Source organism: Wolbachia endosymbiont (group B) of Ischnura elegans (assembly GCF_947251585.1).
In the GTDB taxonomy this organism is placed as follows: Bacteria; Pseudomonadota; Alphaproteobacteria; order Rickettsiales; family Anaplasmataceae; genus Wolbachia.
In genome coordinates this window covers 1418803-1438152 of the sequence record NZ_OX366371.1, presented here as the reverse complement: position 1 = coordinate 1438152, position 19350 = coordinate 1418803, and the positions used below count along the sequence as shown (strand labels likewise).

The 19350-nt window shown below is 35.2% G+C and carries 11 protein-coding genes and 9 pseudogenes; 6 read left to right on the top strand and 14 right to left on the bottom strand.

Annotated features, from left to right (window positions below):
• Nucleotides 1-255: 255 nt before the first annotated feature.
• Nucleotides 256-439, top strand: a pseudogene (locus tag OPR58_RS07390) (IS630-like element ISWpi11 family transposase); the annotation flags it as partial.
• A gap of 29 nt (nucleotides 440-468) precedes the next feature.
• Here OPR58_RS07390 and OPR58_RS07385 read toward each other — a convergent pair.
• A pseudogene (locus OPR58_RS07385) lies at nucleotides 469-649 on the bottom strand (transposase); the annotation flags it as partial.
• A gap of 168 nt (nucleotides 650-817) precedes the next feature.
• Between OPR58_RS07385 and tnpC the strand changes: the two are divergent.
• The gene (tnpC, locus tag OPR58_RS07380; protein WP_265022247.1) at nucleotides 818-2161 is read left to right on the top strand and encodes an IS66 family transposase; all 1344 of its coding nucleotides are present in this window, start codon (nucleotides 818-820) and stop codon (nucleotides 2159-2161) included.
• A gap of 20 nt (nucleotides 2162-2181) precedes the next feature.
• Here tnpC and OPR58_RS07375 read toward each other — a convergent pair.
• From OPR58_RS07375 to OPR58_RS07340, 8 genes and pseudogenes are all read right to left on the bottom strand, one after another.
• Nucleotides 2182-2346 (bottom strand): annotated as a pseudogene (locus OPR58_RS07375) (transposase); the annotation flags it as partial.
• Nucleotides 2291-3601, bottom strand: a complete 1311-nt coding sequence (locus OPR58_RS07370; protein ID WP_265023183.1) for a recombinase family protein — start codon at nucleotides 3599-3601, stop codon at nucleotides 2291-2293. The pseudogene OPR58_RS07375 and the gene OPR58_RS07370, both read right to left, overlap by 56 nt.
• A gap of 79 nt (nucleotides 3602-3680) precedes the next feature.
• A complete protein-coding gene (locus OPR58_RS07365; protein WP_265022212.1) occupies nucleotides 3681-4640 on the bottom strand; it encodes an IS5 family transposase in 960 nt (319 codons plus the stop codon).
• Nucleotides 4641-4718: 78 nt separating this feature from the next.
• Nucleotides 4719-5096, bottom strand: coding sequence for a recombinase family protein (locus OPR58_RS07360; RefSeq protein WP_265022275.1), 378 nt, complete (start codon nucleotides 5094-5096; stop codon nucleotides 4719-4721).
• Nucleotides 5090-5278, bottom strand: a complete 189-nt coding sequence (locus OPR58_RS07355) for a hypothetical protein (RefSeq protein ID WP_038249248.1) — start codon at nucleotides 5276-5278, stop codon at nucleotides 5090-5092. Before OPR58_RS07355 ends, OPR58_RS07360 begins: the two co-directional genes overlap by 7 nt.
• 137 nt (nucleotides 5279-5415) lie before the next feature.
• Nucleotides 5416-5919 (bottom strand): annotated as a pseudogene (locus OPR58_RS07350) (IS630 transposase-related protein); the annotation flags it as partial.
• Between the two features lie 61 nt (nucleotides 5920-5980).
• Nucleotides 5981-6294 (bottom strand): annotated as a pseudogene (locus OPR58_RS07345) (transposase); the annotation flags it as partial.
• Between the two features lie 121 nt (nucleotides 6295-6415).
• A complete protein-coding gene (locus OPR58_RS07340; RefSeq protein ID WP_265022366.1) occupies nucleotides 6416-6592 on the bottom strand; it encodes a hypothetical protein in 177 nt (58 codons plus the stop codon).
• Nucleotides 6593-6748: 156 nt separating this feature from the next.
• Between OPR58_RS07340 and OPR58_RS07335 the strand changes: the two are divergent.
• The 3 pseudogenes from OPR58_RS07335 to OPR58_RS07325 all read left to right on the top strand — a co-directional run.
• A pseudogene (locus OPR58_RS07335) lies at nucleotides 6749-7159 on the top strand (helix-turn-helix domain-containing protein); the annotation flags it as partial.
• 237 nt (nucleotides 7160-7396) lie between these two features.
• Nucleotides 7397-8706: pseudogene (locus OPR58_RS07330) on the top strand (IS110 family RNA-guided transposase).
• Nucleotides 8707-8734: 28 nt separating this feature from the next.
• Nucleotides 8735-9190, top strand: a pseudogene (locus tag OPR58_RS07325) (transposase family protein); the annotation flags it as partial.
• 59 nt (nucleotides 9191-9249) lie between these two features.
• On the opposite strand, the pseudogene OPR58_RS07320 reads toward OPR58_RS07325, so the two are convergent.
• From OPR58_RS07320 to OPR58_RS07300, 5 genes and pseudogenes are all read right to left on the bottom strand, one after another.
• Nucleotides 9250-9770 (bottom strand): annotated as a pseudogene (locus OPR58_RS07320) (IS6 family transposase); the annotation flags it as partial.
• Between the two features lie 81 nt (nucleotides 9771-9851).
• Nucleotides 9852-11240, bottom strand: a complete 1389-nt coding sequence (fumC, locus tag OPR58_RS07315; RefSeq protein ID WP_265022365.1) for a class II fumarate hydratase — start codon at nucleotides 11238-11240, stop codon at nucleotides 9852-9854.
• A gap of 191 nt (nucleotides 11241-11431) precedes the next feature.
• On the bottom strand, nucleotides 11432-11971 hold the full coding sequence (locus OPR58_RS07310) for an ankyrin repeat domain-containing protein (RefSeq protein WP_265022364.1): 540 nt from the start codon (nucleotides 11969-11971) through the stop codon (nucleotides 11432-11434).
• A gap of 89 nt (nucleotides 11972-12060) precedes the next feature.
• Nucleotides 12061-12837, bottom strand: a complete 777-nt coding sequence (locus tag OPR58_RS07305) for an ankyrin repeat domain-containing protein (protein WP_265022363.1) — start codon at nucleotides 12835-12837, stop codon at nucleotides 12061-12063.
• 215 nt (nucleotides 12838-13052) lie between these two features.
• Nucleotides 13053-15971, bottom strand: a complete 2919-nt coding sequence (locus OPR58_RS07300; protein ID WP_265022362.1) for a PD-(D/E)XK nuclease family protein — start codon at nucleotides 15969-15971, stop codon at nucleotides 13053-13055.
• A gap of 108 nt (nucleotides 15972-16079) precedes the next feature.
• Between OPR58_RS07300 and OPR58_RS07295 the strand changes: the two genes are divergently transcribed.
• On the top strand, nucleotides 16080-19166 hold the full coding sequence (locus OPR58_RS07295; protein WP_265022361.1) for a phosphoribosylformylglycinamidine synthase subunit PurL: 3087 nt from the start codon (nucleotides 16080-16082) through the stop codon (nucleotides 19164-19166).
• Nucleotides 19167-19350: the final 184 nt, after the last annotated feature.

Here is a 19350-nt window from a genome sequence, read left to right as displayed (position 1 = left end):
TGCGTCAAGTTGAGAAACTATCGTGAAATATAGCAATATTTAAGATTGGTATTTTATTTGTTACATTTCAGGTAGTGACAGCTACCTCAGCTAGAGCTGTAAAAAATAATCTACCACTCAAGAAATTTCATTAAAAAAATAGCATAATCTTATTTCTCGGGAGTGTTAAATAAACTGTGTCAAACCGAGAAGTATAGCTCTTTTCATAATAGTCCAAACGAGGTAAAATAAGGTTTTATAGTAGTGAAGGTAAGGATGCCAGCAGCATATAGTTATAAAAAAAGCAATGGAAGCACTAGAAGAAGGAGAAAGCAGGGAAACGGTGGCAGCAAGATTTAAAATTGGAAGAACTACATTATGGGAGTGGCAGCAAAGAAGAAAAGAAACAGGAGATTTTCAGTCAAAAAAACTTGGAAATGGAGGTTATAATCACAAAATTATAGCCCTTCCCATAATAGTCCAAAAAGGTCATAAGAAAGAAGAATCGACAGCATGACGAAAAGATTTGAATAAAGGAATGTTTTTCCTGGTTCTGTTTTTTATAGCAAACCAATAATGTTCAATTTTGTTAAAATCTGGAGAATATGGAGGAAGATATAAAATTTCTGCACCAACTCCTTTAGCAAATCTTATTAGACTTATGAAAAGGTAACCGTTCACGCAATGGCGTCAACTTAAGAGCCTTCATTAGCAGACTCTCCTAAAGACATGATGGCGTTTAGGCTTATCAACTTTGTCCATTCACGGTATAAGAAAGTAGTTTACAAAAATTGCATAATTAGTATAAAAAACAATAAACTAGATAGATGAGGGGTTGATGATAGAGGTGCTACAAGAAAAGATTGTGGTATTGGAGTCAGAAGTTGGTACTCTGAAAGCAGAGAATGATAAGTTAAGGACAAAAATAATTGAGCTAGAGGATAAGCTGGGTTTAAATTCAAAAAATTCATCGCTGCCACCATCGCAAGATGTATATCGCAAAAAGACAAAAAAGAAGAGCGATAAAAAACCAGGCGGGCAGCCAGGACATGAAGCGCACAAGCGGGAATTGATGGTAGCAGATGAGGTGGTAAAATGTTCAATTGATACAATTTGCATGTGTGGAAGCCAAGTTATTTTAGAAGAAGAAACTGTGCATCAAAAGGTTGAATTGCCAAAAATTAAACCGATAGTGACTGAATATAGGCTACAAAAAGGCTACTGTAAGGCGTGTAAGAAAAGGATCTCAGCTAGTCTGCCTGAAGGTGTGACAAGGGATCTTTTAGGAGCTAATGCAAAAGCAGTAATTAGCAGTTTTAGTGGATTTTTTATCAATTCAAAAAGGGAAGTACAGCAAATTTTGAGCAGCATATTTAATCTGAATATAAGCCTAGGTTTGGTATCAAAGACCGAGGGTAGAGTATCAGAAAAATGTATATCTGAATACGAAAAAATAAGAGAAGAGCTACGGAAAAGCAAGTATTTACATATAGATGAAACAAGCCATAGGAACCAGGGAAAGAAAGGTTGGAGTTGGGTAGTAACGAATAAAACAGCAACACTTATGAAGTTAGTTGGATCTCGCGGAAAGAAGATATTAAAAGGGCTATTGCCAGAGTATGATGGAATAGTTATAAGCGATAGGTATGCTGCGTATAATTACTTTAATCGTGAAAACAGACAGATATGCTGGGCCCATTTAGCAAGGGACTTTGAAAGGTTTTTTTACAGTAAAAATGTTGAAGTGAGCAGAATTGGCGCAGCATTAAAATCGCTGAGCAACAGGGTATTTGTGGTAGATAGAGCACGTAAACAAAACCTGATAGACAATTTAAGATTTTTCCGGTTAATGAGGAAGATTCGAAAAAGGGTGAAACATTTTTTGCGAGAGATAACAAGGGTTGCAAAAGGAACTCAGGCCTCGAGAATGGCTGCCAATATACTACGTTCTGAAGATATGATGTGGAGATTCGTGCGCAATCCTGATCTGATCGAGACAACCAATAACCTTGCAGAACGTCAGGCTAGACGGTACGTCATTTATCGTAAAAATAGTTTTTTCACTTGGTCAGAACGTGGAGAAAAGTTCATTGAAAGAATGCTTTCGATATTTTTGACTGCACGTTTGAATGATCAGAATCCTGTCCAGAAACTACAGAATTTAGTCGCTATTCCTGCCTAATTGGGAATATTCCGTGAACGGTTACTATGAAAAGTAGCATTATCAAGGATAACAGTTTGTCCAGGTTCCAAAATCGGTGTCAGAAACTGCTCAAACCATTTATTAAAGATATCCATATTGCAGTGGCCTTCAAAGGTTAACGGAGCAATTATTTTTCTTCCACTTAAGGCTGCAACTACCCCTACAACAACATTGCAAGCATTGATTTTTTTCCATATGAAAAGAGTCTGGAAGCTCTTTTACTCTAAACACGATGTTTACATCCTCAAAATTAATCTCAATTCGCTTAACTAACGTTCTAATAATATCACGTTTAGTTAGCCAGTCTGCATTATTAAGACTTGAGTTAATACTAGAGGAAAACCCCTCTAAATTTGTTACTACTAGAGTTAACTCTTGTGTGAGTTTTTTCTGATCAAATATCTTTTTCTTTTGTTCTTCAACCATTTTTAAGTTTTGTTTCATTGCTTTAATTCTTGGCTCAAATTCTTCTTGATCAATATATTCTTGAGCATAACTATCAATTAACCTTGCAATACCTCGTTTTAATTTATCTTCTTGTGTTTCAAGCAAAGCGCTTTTTTGATCTAGTGGTGATTTTTTAAGTTCTGAAAGTCTACGTTTATACTCCTCTAATATTCTATTCGGATTTTTTAATAGATGTTTCACCTCTTCCCACACAGCCATGTCTAATGTATCTGTACGAATTAATTTGTTGTTACACATTTTATTACCGCCAAAACGGTATGAATCCGTGCCAACACAACGATAATATACCTGATTATTAGTTTTTTTCCCCTCCTTATTCCTTGCAGTGCTAGTACCATAATATGCATAATTGCAAAGCTTACATACTACTAAACCTTGCAATAAATGTCTTGCTCCTCTTTGTCTTGTTCTTGCTATTTTTCTATTCTCAGCTAATTGTTCTTGAACGATTTCAAATAAATCTTCGCTTACTATACTAGGTACTTTAATATAAATCCAATCCTCTTTTGGAACAGGATAAGTAGAATAATTATCTTTTGGATGCTCGCAGGAGTTTTTTTTCGGTCTTATATGTTTTAGTTTTACGCCAAACCTTGTTTTACCAAAAGCTGCTTGTCCTTTATAAGCAGAGTTTTTTAACATACTCAAAACTACAGCCCTATCCCAATACTCTTTTCCAGTTCTCGTCATAATGGACATAGCACTTAGCCTACGACATACTTCTCCTATACTGGCTCTTTCTCTTCCTACCCAAGAGAATACTTTACGAACAACTTCAGCTTCTTCTTCATAAATCTCAAATAAGGCCTGTCCTGTTTCTGTATTTTTGTTTATATAACGATAGCCATAAGGAGCAGCACTCATTACACTTATACAACCCTTATTTGCTGCATAAATCTTTCCTCGACGACTTCGTTCCATGATTTTTGCACGTTCGTATTCTGCTATCATACCTTGCATTTGTAATAGTAATTGAGATTCTGGATGGCTTTGTTGCATAGCACTGATAGGCATGTAAATCACAATGAACTTACGCAGCTAATTTAAATTTAGCCATACCAATATCAGTAAATTTGTTCAGTAAGTAGCACTTAATTAACAGCTCTTTTTCACGATTTACCTCTGATTTATTTTTCAAGCCAAACCCAAATATTTGCTTCAACCTATAGAAAAAGACTTCAATATAAGACCGTGCTCCATACTTAACTTTTTTCTTCCATTCATTAATACCATCTTCATAATTCTCATATGACCTAATTCTACTAATATACTTGTTTCTTTCTGATAAGTAGTCAGCTAAACAAATTTTAGTATCCTTCCTAGGGCGAATAATAGGCACAATATTGTATTTTCTGCATTCTTTATACACACTTTTTATATCATAAGCCGCATCTGCTCGAATAGAACAAATGTTATATTTATCACTGACTTCTTCTAACATATCGCAGACCGGCAAATAGTCTACAGCAACACCACTAGTGTAGTTCATGCTTATTGCTTTCTTATCATTTATGTTTAAAATAACATGTAATTTTCTTACTTGACCATAACCACTGTATTTTCTTTTTCGAATATTAAGCTTACTATGCCCACCGTTATTATTGTAGATACTAACTCTAGTGCTATCTACGGCAATTTCAACATTTTCCAGATCATCTTTATTGCTTCTATGGTCATCAATCTTCAAATTAAGCTTTTTAAATCTTCTGGAAGCTTGTGTATAGCTGATAATCTTAAGTTTTTTGCCTATTTGTACCATATAACCTTTTACAAAACCTACAGCTTGTCTCAAGCCAATTCTAAAAAGATGAACTATTATGTGTATTAAAATTACAACTTTATCACTATAAGTGTTATTGCCACCTGCAACTTTTGGACTATTTTCATACCAATTTTCTATGGCTTGATTAACAAAATGAAAAACATTTCCTCTTTTTTTTAGAAACTCATTATATTCTCTTTGGTTACTTACTCTCATTTTTTGTGGCATAAGTTATACTTGTTTGAAAAATGCCTATTTTACAACAAAATGCGTTAGTAACCATAAGCTTTTCTCCTTACAATAACCTCAACCAACACTAGCTATGCAACAAAGCCATTCTGGATTATCGCTAATTTGATAATTTAAAAAAATGACTTCCACTCCTAATTTCTTAAACTCTTCAAGTAATATCATCTGATATGCATACTTACGAGATAAACGATCAGGAGAATGAATATAAACCTTATCAATGTTACCTTCTGCTATTTTATCACGTAATTTTTCCAAACCAGGACGGATTATGTTAGAACCACTATAACCATTATCAATAAATTTATATTCATTTAATAATTTATGTCCATCCATACTAATTTGATTCTCTATAGCAGCAATTTGGCTTGCTATTGTATCTTCTTGTGCTTGCCTCCCTGAAGAAACTCTTGCATATAAACTAACTGTTACCATTTTACCGTCCTCAAATCTACTTTCTTATATTCAGAGTTTTCTTCCTTTTTGCTCGCTTTTATTGGTTTACTTAACACTAATTTTTCATATGCATCTAATAGATACAACTCTGCTAATCGATTTACTTCATAACTACAACTAATCCGCACTATTAATTTCTTGTTGCCCATGAGCTCTACCATATATTATCCATCGAGACATATGGTTATTTGATCATTAGCTCTATAAATAAATTCAACTCTCCGTTCTTTTTGTAGAAGCTTTCGAGAAATAGTCTTCTCAAGTTTCAGGTTTATTGCAATATTGTTGGCGGAGTCCCCATGCTAATTCGTTGAGTTTTCTTCCCAGATTTTAGGGCATAAAACCGCTGTCCTTTCTGGCAATACCCATAGGTTCAGTGTTATCAATGCCAGACTCATCTATATACACTAATTCTTTAGGTTCTTTTGTTGCTATAACCTTTGAAAATTGAGCTCGCTTTTCTTCATTTCTTTCTTTATATCCGTAGGTCTTTTTTTTCTTGTGAATCCTATATTTTTAAGTGCTCGATGAATTGTTTGTCTACTAATATTGCCCCAGCATCTCTGACTGAGTTTTGCCACCTTGCTCATTTGCAAATTCGGCAAATGCATTCCAGTCGGTAATTTTATGCCACGCTTCCAGGCTTTTTTGACTGAAAATCTCCCATTTTCTCACGTCTTTTCTTCCACTCATATAAAGTTGTTTTTCCGATCTTAAATCTCTTGGCAACAGTTTCTCCACTCTCTCCTTCATCCAATGCTTCCACCTTTTTTCTTAAGTCATAACTATATGCTATTGGCATCCTTACCTTCCACTACTATCAATCCATCTTACTCTTTTTGGACTATTATGAGAAGGGCTATACTTAAAACCTTTGCTTCAAGTTCGGTTGTTTGCCTTTTTCTGACTACTTGTGGCTCGAAACTTCCTTCTCTATCTCTTGGTGTCAATAGTTCAAATACTTGTCCGTAAAGTCTTTGAATTTCTTCGGTTGTTTTCTTCGCTTTCAGCCGACAAATGGTTTTCTATCTCGCCTTCCCTCTAGCAGTTTTTTTATAAATGGTGTTAATGCTCCATCTCTTCCTGTCAATGGTCTTCCTTCTCGTATAGATGAGAAGATATTTGTTTCTAATTCTTTATAGTCTACCAAACCGGTAGTTGTGTTTGCTTGACTCATTGTCAAACCTCCATTTTTTTATCAATTTATTACTTTACTTCTCGGTTTGACACAGTTTATTTAACACTCCCGGGCCACTTGAAACTGATTTTTCTTTGCATTCCAGTTATGCAAGAATCTATTATATAATATTATTATCACCCTCTTGATAGTTTGTTAGCTCCTCTCCTCCTGAGTTACTTGGTGCAATTATTTGATCAGATTCAGTTGATGGTTCATCAGATCCAAACAACCATGAAAAGAAATTACCAAAAAATGACCCTATTAAAGAAAAAGGCTTCATAAGTATACTAAACAAGTTACTAAAAAAAGAACTTTCTGTCTCTGTAGATTCTGGAGTAGAAGCAGCATAAGCTTGTACATCTGTTTCTTCTAAAGACCTGCTGCAAAAGGTGATTGAAAAAATGATGTGAGAGAGGTAGAAGAAGAATAAGCAGATCAAGTAAGGAAAAAAATGAGCTTTAGTTACTATAATATGAAAAAACACCCAAGAAACTTTCGTAATATAACAGGTTTAACTATAGAGGAGTTCGAAAAGGTGGTGGAAAAAGTGAGGTCTGAATGGGAAAAACTTGAAAAACAGAAAAAGTGTCATGGTAGAAGATCAAAACTACCAACTCTGGAAGATAAGTTGTTTTGCGTAATTTTGTACTATCGCACTTACATAACGCATAGATTTTTAGGATGCCTATTCAATGTACACAACGCAAATGTATGTAGGTTACTTAAGAGAATAGAGCCATTACTCGCCAAAAAAGTGACTATAACAAAAGATAGAAGTATGACATCAGAAAAAATACTAAAGATTCTGGCTGATGTTACAGAACAGCGCCGGACAGATAAAACCTGTCAAACCAAAAAGAAACTTCCTAGCTGAGTGTATAGCAAATTTTATGTATAATTTTGTAGAGAAGAGCTTTTTGCAGTTATAGCCGAACTGTGCAATGGTGCCTTAAGTGCCCGTAGGACAGCGTGGCTTTGGAGGAACGGTCGAACCACTGATTGAGCCTTTTGGGCTACCTCGATTAGAAGAATGTATAACTCAACCGTCCCAAGCTTAAGCACTTCTCAATTATGGATTATTATATAATGGAGATTAAAAATGGCAAAGTTCAAAAGTAAATTAGAGATCTAATGCAGCAGGAATCGATGTTGGCTAGGCTGTACATTATGTATGTGTACCCGAAGGAAGCGATGAACAACGTATACAAAAATTTAGCTGCTTTACGTAAGATCTCTACAACATAGCAAAATGGTTGAAAAAATGTAAAGTTAATACAGTAGCCATGGAGTCAATAGGAGTGTACTGGATTCCTTTGTTTCAAGTACTTGAATCACACGGATTTGAAGTAAAACTGGTAAACGCAAAACATGTTAAAAATGTACCTGGGAGAAAATCAGATGTGCAAATGGATTCAACAACTACACAGTTACGGGTTACTCCAAGGGTCATTTAGGCCAGATGATCAAATGTGTGTATTGCGTAGTTATGTTCGGCAACGTAAAAATTTAATTGAAAATGCTTCTACACATACTTTGCGTATGCAAAAAGCGCTAACACAAATGAATATTCAACTACATAAAGTTATAAGCGATACAACTGGTGTAACTGGAATGCAAATTATTAAAGCAATAATAGATGGTGAGAATAATCCTGAAAAATTGGCTGAACTAAGAGATGGACGAATAAAAAGTGATAAATCTGTTATTGCAAAAGCATTAGCAGGAAACTATAGAAAAGAACACCTATTTACATTAAAGCAAGAATTTGAGCTATATAATATTTATCAGGAAAAAGTAGCAGAATGTGACAGGAGCATTTAAGAATATTATAAAACATTTTAGACAAAGTCTGATGAGAGTAAAAAGTTAGGTGAAGAGAAAAATAAGCACAGAAAAAGTAAACCAAACTTTGCTTTGCATGAAGAATTATATCGAGTAACTGGTATAGATTTTACCAAAATTCCTGGATTGGATATACTAACTGTACAAACTATCATTTCGGAAGTTGGTATTAACTATAATAAATGGCGATCAGAAAAGCATTTTACTTCGTGGTTGGGGCTAAGCCCTGCTAATAAAATTACAGGGGAAAAAGTGTTTAGCACAAGAACACGTAAAGTCATTAATCGTGCCGCGAATGCATTTCGAATGGCTGCTCACTGTGTATCAAGAAGCAATAGCGGAATAGGTGCATATTGTAGAAGGTTAAAAAAACGACTAGGTGCACCAAAAGCGATTACTGCTACGGCAAGGAAATTAGCATGTATATTTTATAGTATGTTGAAGTATGGACAAGAATATGTAGAAAGAGGAATAGATTATTATGAAACACGTTACAAAGAGAAAGTTGTAAAAAATTTAATCAAAAAGGCACAGGAATTCGGTTATATCTTAGTTCAACAGGAATAACTAATGGGAAGTTTCTTAGAAGCAAATACAGAGACCAGAAGATAGTAAAAAACGGAAGAAATCATATTCAGGAAAAAAAAGAACCAACACTATGAAAACTGAGATTATTATCGAAGAAGGAGGAAGAATTTTATCAGTGTCAAAGTCATACCGTGGTAGAATTAGTGATTTTCGCATAAGGAAACAAGAAAAATATTTACCACTTGATAGCATAAAACATGCCGATTCTGGATATCAAGGTTGGCAAAAATTGCAAAGCAATGTTATAATTCCATATAAAAAGTATCGTAAAAAGCCATTAACTCCAGAGCAGAAAGAGCATAATAGAAGATTAGCATCATTTAGAATGAGAGTAGAAAACAAGATACGAGAGATAAAGATATTTAAGATTATGTCGAATGTTTATCGCAATTTTCAGAAAAAATATAACCTGAGATTCAATATTATTGCTGGTATTGTAAATCTTAAGCACGCCTTTAGTTAACCTTCATTTTAGTCACCCTCCTTTCCTTCTTTTTATCGCTTGATTCGCAGCAGGTCTTTTGCGGAATGGAAGCTTTTAAACCCAAGCATTGGCTTTATTAGTTTTTTGATAAATCTATCAACAATATTATTTAGATATTTTATTTGAAGGACTGTAATCTTCAGAAATTTCTGCATTCAAATCATCAAGAGCAGCAGTATTACTGCCGCTTTTATCAATTACAATTTTCTCAGGAAGATAGTTACTCCTGAAGGCTTTACGAAAGAATGCAAGTGCTGCAGACTTGTCTCTACTAACACACAAGAGGAAGTCTACAGTATATAAATAAACCCATTTACCGTTTAATTTAATGTAAGTCTCTCCAACTACTACCAACCTGCTTCTTTCTTTTCCTTACTGCCTCATCTATCAGTGGTGATAACCCACCTTTGTAACGTAGCATTTTGCTCCCCTTATACTCATCATTTCTTCCAAATTTCGATAGCTCAAAGAGAATCGACATTTCATGTATACAGATAACATCCGCTGAAAAGCTAAATCCTTTGAAATATGGCAACAATTTTTGATTGATACGAAACATCTTTGCTTTTTTTTAGACAATTATATCATTCTTCTTTCTACTTCCCTACAAATGCGACAGAACCCTAAAAAAGGTGGTAGTTTAACCTACCATCTCCTCTGGTTTCACTATCCTTTCAAACTCCTCCTCAGTGAGCAGTTGAAGTTTTGCTGCTGCTTCCTTTAGAGTGATATTTTCTTTATAAGCAAGCTTCGCTATTTTTGCTGCATTGTCATATCCTATATGCGTATTTAATATAGTAACTAGCATTAACGACTGATTTAGTAAATCCTTTATTCTTTCTTCGTTTGCTTTAATATCAACTGCGCATTTCTCTGCAAAATTTAAACTTGTATCAGCTAAAAGTCTTATAGACTGCAAAACATTGTAAATTATCACCGGCTTAAACACGTTCAATTCAAAGTGACCATTTGAGCCACCAATTGTCACTGCAACATGATTTCCCATAACTTGAGCACATACCATAGTCACTGCTTCGCATTGAGTTGGATTCACCTTACCCGGCATGATTGAAGAGCCAGGCTCATTTTCTGGTAACATTATTTCTCCAATTCCACATCTTGGACCAGAACCAAGTAACCTTATATCATTTGCAATTTTCATCAAGCTTACTGCTACTGTATTGAGTGCTCCACTGAGCTCAACTAAAGCATCATTTGCTGCTAGTGCTTCAAACTTATTTTTTGCTGAAATAAATGGAAAATTAGTGATTTTTGCCACTTCTTTAGCAAAATCCTCAGCAAAACCCTTTTTAGTATTGATTCCCGTGCCAACTGCAGTGCCACCTTGTGCAAGTTCATATACATTGCTTAGAGTTGACTTTACTCTCTCTATTCCCTTTTTAATCTGAACTGCATAGCCAGAAAATTCCTGCCCAAGTGTTAGAGGAGTTGCATCTTGCAGATGAGTACGCCCTACTTTTATTATATCTTTAAATTCATGAACCTTATTATTTAGCGCTTTATATAATTCTTCAAGATTGGGAATAAGCAAGCGGTCTATTTGTTCTGCTACTGCTATATGCATTGCTGTTGGAAAAGTGTCATTTGATGACTGACCACAGTTTACATGATCATTTGGATGCACTGGAGATTTACTACCTAAATCACCGCCCAAAATTTCTATTGCACGATTGCTGATCACTTCATTCACATTCATATTGGTCTGCGTCCCAGACCCGGTTTGCCAAACAACAAGTGGAAATTGATTATTAAATTTACCGTCTATTATTTCCTTTGCAGCTGAGCAGATTGCATCCCCTACTCTATTATCTATGCTACCCTGCTTCATGTTAACACGTGCTGCTGCAAGTTTTACTATTGCTAGCGCTTTAATCAGGGGCTCTGGCATTTTCTCTGTACCAATTTTGAAATTTTCCAAAGAACGCTGAGTCTGCGCTCCCCAGTAATGTTCACTTGGTACTTTTACTTCTCCTAAGCTATCTGATTCTATTCTAACTTTTTTATCCATATTTCCTCATTCTAGTGTTTGACATTACCTACATATATGATTAGTTAAATCAAATTGTATTTCAGTGTCAAGTTGAGACATTTTTAGTGAAGACCTTAGAAAACTTTCAAGCCATATCTTTTGCTTCTATTATTTTTTTATTGTTATTAAGGCAATCATGCAACCTTAAGCAATAAACCTACTTTCACTCTCTATAAGGCTATTCTACTTAGAGCTTGAATAGTGAAAACATCTTTAAGCGCAGAAGCTATACCTGTGTTTGCTTTCTCTTTTTTTACTTCTACAACTGTATAACCAAAAATTGCACCTAACGCTAGACTAATGGTAGCTGATGCTGCACAAACTGCAATCGCTGCTCCCGCAGAACATGATATTGTCATACCTGCAACATAACCTATTGCACCACTCACGCCAATGCAGACGTATTTCTTCCGCAGTTCTTTTTGTATGTAACCTTTCAGATATTCTTTTACATCTAAATGCCCGTTTCTAGTAGCATAATTCAGAGCAGTGTTTTCATAGCCATCTTTCACATTAACATTTGCTTTTGCTGTTTCTATCAGGTACTTTACTACCTCTAAATAGCCACTTCCAGCAGCCCACATTAGAGCAGTTCTTCCATAGTGATCTGTTGAATTAATATCTTCTTTCTGTTTTTCTATCAGGTATCTTACTGTTTCTAATTGACCATTTTTGGCAGCTGAAAATAATCCTGCATGATTGTTAATCATTTGTGCAAATGATAATGTTTTTAGTTTAGGGGGTTGTAACTCTTGAGTATTAAAGTTTAATTGTGCTGGAACAATTTCTACTTCAAGCTCTACATGTTCTCTTGTGAAACGATCAAGAGCCTTTTTACCTGATCAATTGTTTGAATTCTTACCTTATAATACCGCGATAAAGAATTGATTATTTCCCTGTTGTTAAGAAAAAATATCACTAATTCTATTTTACCTGTTAAATCTTTAGCATAGATTGAGTATTCTATATTTAATCTATCTTGTGAAATATTTCGTATTGTCTCACTCTCTGTCCAAATTCTTACCTGTTCATTAATTCTCTTACTTACAAGAAAATTATATAATTCACTATCTTCTTCCTTCATTTTATTGAGCTCATCCTTACAGTCATACCAATAAGATGATAACTCTGGTATACAAGTAGGAAGAGGCAAGCGAGGTATTGACATATCAAGATTAGCTATTAAATGATATCTAGTTAGAAGCTTTGCTATCTCCGTATGGCCATTTACAATAGCATATGTTAGGGAAGAGAATTGACCTTTACGTTTCACATTTAAATCAGCTCCATTTGCTATTAGAAGTTGTACTACCTCAAGATGACCATGGGCAGCAGCATGAATTAGAGCAGTTATGTTTCCCGGAGATTCTGCATTAACATTTGCTCCCTCTTCTATCAAGTATTGTAATATCTCTAGTTGACCATTGTCAGCAGCCCATATTAAAGCAGTTCTCCCATAATCATCATCTATTGTATTAATAATTGCTCCACCCTGTATAGCTTGCTGAACAAAATCTAGCTGTCCTTTTTTAGCAGCATCAATTAGCTGCGCATTTAGCTGTTTTTGTGATGGCATATACCCCTCCTAAAATAAATATACAATTTAAAGCTATTTTAGCCACTATTCAAGTTTTAATGGCTAAAATTGATTGAATCACTTTTTAGTTTTTTTTTATGGTTGTTTGAGTCTAGCAAAGATGAGTCTATATCACAATCTAGTAATTCTCCTACTGCACTTAGTAAACCAGCTGTACAACCAGCTATTTTGATCTGGATGAGAGGAGATATAATTTATAACCACTCCCCTATCCTTTCTAGTTGTTTGTAGATGTTAAATCTCAGGAATTTATCAAAATAAGGAGAGGCAATGAAGGGAGTAGTATCTCTTAAATAATTAGATAAGAAATCTGGTAGAATATTCTGAAATTCATGCATTTTTTGTCTATAATCTTTCAAAGCAATAACCTTTATTTTATCATAATCAAGTTTCCAATAAGCAAGCTCCGAGACTTCTTTTTTTGTTGTGTATTCCACTGCTAAAGCTTGTAAAATTAATTGCGGAAAAAATCCTGACATAACTTCCTCATTGGAAGGTGGTGAACCAAGTTTATAGTCTATAATTGCTACTTGCCCACCTGGTAGATACTCAACTCTATCACATCTTGCTGTCAATAAAATTTCTTCTGTCATTCGAGTATCTGACCAGCTCTTATTACACAATTGTCTGGTGTGTTCATTTGCAATCAAATTTTCTGGATCCAAGTAGTCAAGCACTGGGATGACACCCTTATTCTTAGTGGAAGTTGTACAGCATCCGCGCAGTTGTGTGTCACGCGCTGGAATATGAAATATCGGATAGGAAAAGCTCTTCTCCAACTCAACTTGATTGTTTCCAGTCCTATCAAACTCAACAAAAGATTGAATTATCCTCTGCAACCTTACCCACCACATATTTGAAAAGTGGAATCGATTAGACGAGAATATTTCTCGTGCAATACTCATCAGCGACTTTTCGTTGCGTAAATATCTTGCAAAAATATTGTGTACCATAGTGCCAAACTCCAATATCGATGGCTTAAAATTTAAGTCTTTCAACTGTCTAAGGTTCAGTATGTATTCAACATAAAATGAATAAGGGTTACGAATCAGTTTTTCTACCGAACTGCAAGACATCACTTGCATTTTTTCTTCTCTGACTTTGGCTTGAGGTTTTGGCATAGGCTGAGTACATGGAACAATGCACTCAGGTGTATTTAATATTCTTAGCCAATTGCGATAAGGATATTTTGGTTCTTGTAACAGAACCTCCAAACGGCGCAATAGAATTGATTTTCTATCACTCACTAGCCTCGTAATATAAACCTTGCCGGCACCAAATAAATTGCGCAAAGTATACAAAAAGCACCCTTGCTCTTCTTGCACAGAAGGAAGGTTAAATTTTTCTCTATTCAGTGCACTCAAAAACGGATTCTGAAAATTTGGTATATCATTAAATCCAGCAAGTATTACAACTTTATTTTGATATAAGCTAAATTTATCAAAGTTATTTTCTGGAGAAAAAAACTTCCTTTTTAAAAATAATATCAGGATTTGACTATATAACTCTAAGGAACACTCAATTGCTATACCGTCACATGCATTTAAGAAATCACGAGTAAAATTACCTATTTCACCATTTAGCTCTAGAAAATTCACATTAGAAAGCACATTAACACACTGTAAATGAGCTGCTGCTATATCAGAAATAGGATAATTTATAAGATTAAGTAAAAGATTAAATATAGTTTCTAATCTACTGATAATAATTAATATATCTTCTTTATATCTTAGCTTTTTACAAGTACTAATAGCGTTGATAATATCCTTAAGACCATTTATATCAAAGCTACGCAATACTTCTATCTCAAACTCAGATAAAATACGAGTGTACTCTTCTTGAGCGTAACCAAAAGTCACTAGCCTATGTTTAAGAAGAGAAAGCAATGCCACACCGTTCCATTTTGAGTTCAAAATCTCAATACTATAAAGCAGAAGCGTCACATAAGAATAGTTTTTCGATATGGGGCACACCATACGAACTGCAAGTAATTTATCAAAAACAACCAAAGAAACGTTTTCATAACCTTCATTCTCCATAATTAGTGACGTCACCTGTGCTTCTTCCTCTCTGGAATCACAAGTGATGACTTCAATATTGCCAATATATCCATTACTAACTTTACTTAGATCGGCAGTTGTATCAAAGACATAATCTAGTTCAGGACTGCCTGTCATCCCAGCCCTCTGATTTTTAGTGTACGAACATTGTAATTTGCAGGTAATTTGAGTAGTAGATGATGTCATTCCAGTGCTTGACACTGGAATCCAGTTTCTATTGTACAGCCACCTGGTGCACTCATTTAAAGTTAAGTTTTCTGGATCCGAGTGTCTGGGCACTGGAATGACATCAGAACACGCTTCTGGCAGAAAACTTACATCCTCTCTGCCTATACTTAAATAATCGAGCAGATCTTTCAGGCAATATTGATAATGTTTTTTATCAAGTGATTGCCAATCTTTCTCTTTAATTTTCAAATTCAGATTAGGTAAAATTATCTTTCCAAATGGCAGGTCGTATACAGCTTTAATCAACAACTTATAAATCTCCTCCTTTCCAATTCCAATAAAGATCATATGCTGATCTTTCTTCAGGGAGGCTATCATATTGTTTATGTAGTCACTCTTATGCTTTAGTATATCTACTACTCCTAAATTTTTTAAAGTGTTACTCCAAGTTTTGATAAGTAAGTTTATGAAATTCTCCATTTTCTTCGAATGCTCATCAAGCTGATAACAATCCGCTATTTGGGTATATTGAAGTAATGACGGCAAACTGTAAACTAGATCGATTGGAAAACTATCATTGTGTTTTTTATTCCACTCCAATATAAATTGAATGAGTAGCAGCGTTCTCTTTGTCGGGTTAATAACTTTAACTCTATCAAGATTTAATATTAAATCTTCTTCATCAATGTTTTCTAGTGAAACTATCTCTGGCAAAATTATAGTTCTGTAATTCTTGAATGCACTCAGCAATGCTATCACATCCCTCTTGCAGGGAAGTATGATCTTTATCTTGGGAATTTTTTCTCTTTCATATTCAGAAAATATGTGCTGAACCAGCACATCAAAAAGGGACTCATTCACATTAACAGTAAAAACTCTTCCCACTAACAGTAACAATTAATACAACACTTTTATTGTATAGAAATTATTTAAAATATAAATGTGCTCGCAGTTTCTTATGCTATGATATATTAAAGTCTTTCACAATATTACATGGCAAACATCAGAATAGAAGTTTTTAATAAATGTGAACAAGTTGGCCGCAGAAGGGTAGTTAATGTTTACTTGATTTACATAAGCAAAGAATTACCATCAAAATTACATGAAGAAATTTGTGGGCTATTTTATAATAAAGTCATACAAGACTGCCGTTATTATTCCTACAATGAAAACCTTGAAGAAGTTCAATATAACTTCATAGAATCACAAGAAAAGTGGGGCTTGGAGATAAGCTTTTTACCTGGCATGACCGATAACGTAGGAAACACGGCAAAACAAATTGTTAGAGAATATCTAATGAGCAAAGGCCACATTGATGAAAGTGTTTCTATCAAGGCAAGAAGTTCAAAATTGATTCTAAGTCAAGGAGGTTTTCCAACCGAAGATGACATAAAACAGGAATTCAATCCTATTACTGAATATTGCACACTTGTCTATAAAGAAAACGGCAATTGCCATTGGAAGTATTACAGTAAACCAAATACCCCACCTGGTGTCATTACAGCGCGTGACCAGGAAAAAAAAGAATGGATTCCAGTGTCAAGCACTGGGATGACACCAGGTAATAATGGAGCAAAATCTGTCAAACTCAATGTAAGTGACCAAGAGCTTGAAAAAATCAGCAGAGATGGAATCGATGGTAATGGCACTTTAGGGCTCTCGCTGGCAGCAATGAAAGCTATAAAGGATTACTTTAAAAAACTCGGTAGAAATCCATATGATATTGAACTTGAGTCTCTGGCACAGACTTGGTCTGAACATTGTAAACACAATATTTTTTGCTCCCCTATTGATGAAATAAAAGATGGTCTATATGCTCATTATATTAAGCGTGCAACGCGTGAGATAAATTCTAACATATGCGTGTCAGTTTTCTCCGACAACGCAGGAGGAATAATTTTTGATGACGATTACTTGATTGTAGATAAAGTTGAAACTCACAATAGTCCTTCAGCTCTCGATCCGTTCGGTGGAGCAATGACTGGAGTGCTTGGAGTTAATCGAGATATAGTCGGTTTTGGCAAAGGTGCAGAACCTATCATGAATACTTATTACTTTTGCTTTGCCAAAGAATCAAAAGGCAAACTTTATAGAGATAAAGAGCGTACTGATAAAATCTTACCACCAAAATATATAATGAAAGAAGTGATTCACGGTGTTAATGTTGCTGGTAATTGCTCCGGTATTCCAACGCAACTTGGATCGGTATACTTTGACGATAGATTCTGTGGAAAGCCATTAGTTTTTGTTGGAAGCATCGGAATTATTCCACGGAATATAAATAATGCACCTTCACACATAAAAGAACCCAAAAACGGTGATAAAATCGTAATTATTGGTGGAAGAGTTGGAAGGGACGGAATTCACGGTGCAACTTTTTCTTCAGAGGCATTGTCGGGAAACAGCCCTTCAACAATTGTGCAAATTGGTGATCCTATAACACAAAAAAAATTATCCAACGCCGTCGTAAAAGCAAGAGATCTTGGTCTTTATAATGCAATAACGGATAATGGAGCAGGCGGTCTATCATCGTCCATTGGTGAAATGGGAAAAGACGGATTTGAAGTTGATTTGAGCAAGGTTCTCCTTAAAAACGATGGTATGGCTCCGTGGGAAATATGGATATCAGAATCACAAGAGAGAATGACCTTAGCAGTGCCAGAAGAAAATCTTCCTGTGTTTAAGCAAATCATGAAAACACATGATGTGGAGGTCTGTGTAATTGGAGAATTCAACAAAAGTGGCAAAGCCGTTGTTAAATGTCCCCCAGGGGCAGTAATAATGGACATCGAAACTGAATTTCTGCATGATGGTAATCCTAAAATGCATTTACAGACAAAGCCATGGTCTGGAAAATCTAACCCATACGCTGTCATTCCAGAATTCTCTCCTGTTATCCCAGTGCTTGACACTGGAATCCAGCAGGCTTTGTCTGCAAATAAATCTAAAACTTTATGTAAAAATACGTGCGATGGCAGAGTTGAGCTTGAGATAGATTACAGTGTCAAGCACTGGAATGACACCTTTGCACTAAAAGAAATGCTAAGCAGACCAAACATACGCAGCAAAGAGTTTATAGTGGTGCAATATGACCATGAGGTTCAAGGATCGTCAATACTGAAACCACTGCAAGGCAAGGGAAGAGTGTGCAGTGAAGCTGTTGTCTCGAGGCCAGTCCTTTCTTCAAACAAAGGTGTTGTAAAATCGCAGGGATTTGGCTCAAGTTATGGAGAAATTGACACTTATCACATGGCAGCATGTGCGATTGACACTGCAATACGCAACTACGTAGCTGCAGGAGGAAATATAAATCATCTAGCGTTGCTCGACAATTTTTGCTGGTGTGATGCTTATAATCCAGAAAGGCTGTGGCAACTAAAGAGAGCTGCAGAGGCTTGTTACAACTTTGCAACTGCATTTAAAACACCATTTATATCCGGAAAAGATAGTATGTTTAACGACTTTAAGGGATATGATGAAAATGGCGAGAAAGTGATGATATCTGCACCACCTTCACTACTCATTTCAGCAATTGGAGTTATAGACAATATTGAAAATGCGGTATCGCTTGATGTGAAAATGCCAGGGGACTTGATATATGTGCTTGGTACAACCCACGATGAGCTTGGTAGATCTGAATATCAGTTATATAGTGGAATAGATAATAACAACGTGCCAAAAGTTAATGCAAAGAGCGCTAGGAAGTTGTATGAACGTTACAACCAGGCAATAAAAGATGGCATAATTGTCTCTGCAATTGCACCAAACTTAGGCGGCTTAATTATTGCTTTGGCAAAATCGCTAATTGCAGGAGACCTTGGTGCTGAAATTGATCTTTCACTAGTACCAATAGGAAAAACACAAAATACAGACATAATAAACAAGATAATAATGTTTTCTGAATCGCAAAGTAGAATATTAGTAACCATTGCCCCGCAAAATCAGCGGAAGTTTGAAGAATTGTTTAAAGGTATAGTTTTTTCATGTATTGGAAAAGTGACAGAGGAGAAAGCTCTCAATATAAAGGATATTATAAGAATAGATTTGAAAGACTTAGGTACTAGTTTAAATAACTTTTGATTACGCTAGACAAATTTTTCATTATGTGTAATGTCTGATTAAAATAAATGCATATTATTAAATTTGGGTAGGTGATTATGTCCATTTTATCAATACTCTTGCTTATCAGTCTTTCTTTACTTAACACTTCAAATAAATTAATGATATGTGCTGCCTTATTTGTGGGAGCTACTTTAGTTGTAAA